The following is a 1,693-nucleotide window of genomic DNA, read 5'->3' as shown; positions in this document are numbered from 1 at the left end:
TCCTTGGCCTTGGCCTGATCACCGGCGGCGATGGCGTCATAGGACTCGACCGTCTCATTGCCGATTTTGACAGATGCGGGTGTGCCGGCGGCAGCCGTCGACACCACGTCATAGGGAACCGAGTTCTTGGTCAGGAACGAAGTCGCGATATCGCAGGATGTCGTGAACTTCGCCGTGCCAACCGGATTGAACTGGAATTTGCAGTCGCCCGGCGCCGCGGTCACCGTCGCCCTGGTGTTCTGCTGCGCCGTGGCGAGTGCCGGATTGGCAGCCCATGTCAGTGCCTTGAACAGCGGGAAGGTGCAGACAATCGCCAGCGCAAGGCCCGCCATGATGATCGGCTTGCGGCCGATCTTGTCGGAGAGCCAGCCGAAGACGACGAAGAAGATCGAACCGACCGCCAGGGCGACCGCGATCATGATGTTGACCGACTGCGCGTCGACCTTGAGCACGTTGGTCAAGAAGAACAGCGCGTAGAACTGGCCATTGTACCAGACCACGGCCTGACCGGCTGTGAGGCCGAGCAGCGCCAGCAGTGCAATCTTGGCGTTCTTCCATTGGCCGAAGGCTTCCGTCAGCGGCGCCTTGGAGCCCTTTCCCTCATCCTTCATGCGCTGGAAGGTCGGGGATTCGGAAAGCGAAAGCCGAATCCAGATCGAGATGCCGAGCAGCAGAAAAGACACGATGAACGGAATACGCCAGCCCCAGGCAGCATAGTTTTCCTTGCTCAATGAAGCCTGTACGATCAGGATCACAACCAGCGACAGGAACAGGCCGAGCGTCGCGGTGGTCTGGATCCACGAGGTGTAGTAGCCGCGCCGGTTGTCCGGCGCATGTTCGGCGACGTAAGTGGCCGCGCCGCCATATTCGCCACCCAGAGCCAGGCCCTGCAGCATGCGCAGGATGATCAGGATCACGGGAGCGGCGATGCCCAAAGTGGCATAGCCGGGCAGCAAGCCGACCAGGAAGGTCGATAGGCCCATGATCGTCATGGTGACAAGAAAAGTATATTTACGGCCGACAAGGTCACCGATGCGGCCGAACAGCAGTGCGCCGAACGGGCGCACAAGGAAGCCTGCGGCGAAAGCCAACAGCGCGAAAATGTTGCGGGTCGCTTCCGGAATGGCTGGGCTGAAAAAGGTCGAACCGATGAACACCGCCAGCGAGCCATAAAGATAGAAATCATACCATTCGAAAACGGTGCCGAGCGAGGAAGCGAAGATGACTTTCTTCTCTTCCCGCGTCATGCCGCGGCTTGTTCCGCCGGCGGTCGATGCTATTGCCATTGCGTTATCCTCCCGTGAGACCCGTTCTCAATGCTGCGCGACACTGTCCGCGTTCTCCTCCGAGCACGGACTCAACGACAGCCATTCGGGAAAAATGACAGAAAGCGCCCGCCAAAGGCAGCGCGTCTTTGGGATTATGACTTTGGTATTAGGTGCGCTGCGGGATGAAACCGGGCGAGTTGGGAAACCCCTAGCCCTTGAGCGCTTGCAGCAGGCCGGCGGCAGCCATCATGTCGCGCTTGCGAGCCGCGCGGCGGGCAACGGCCTCCGCATCCTGCCCCCAATGCTCGATCTGCCAGTCCTCGTCGACATGAGCAGCGGCCCAGGCAGCCTCAGCGTCGATTTCGGCGAGATCGACGCTGAGGCTGCCTGGGCCGCTGCTCATGTCGACGAGGACTGGCAGATCG

The 1,693-nt window shown here is 60.8% G+C and carries 1 protein-coding gene and 1 pseudogene; both read right to left on the bottom strand.

Annotated elements, in window-relative coordinates:
- Positions 1 to 1,286: MFS transporter (locus tag ENZ74_RS31120; protein WP_127313273.1), on the bottom strand; the 1,286-nt coding region annotated here is incomplete at its 3' end.
- A 190-nt stretch (positions 1,287 to 1,476) separates the two neighbouring features.
- Positions 1,477 to 1,693 (bottom strand): annotated as a pseudogene (locus ENZ74_RS31115) (hypothetical protein); the annotation flags it as partial.

Origin of the sequence: Mesorhizobium sp. M7A.F.Ca.CA.002.15.2.1 (genome assembly GCF_003998715.1) — a bacterium.
GTDB lineage: Bacteria > Pseudomonadota > Alphaproteobacteria > Rhizobiales > Rhizobiaceae > Mesorhizobium > Mesorhizobium ciceri.
This window is presented reverse-complemented; position numbering and strand designations above follow the sequence as displayed.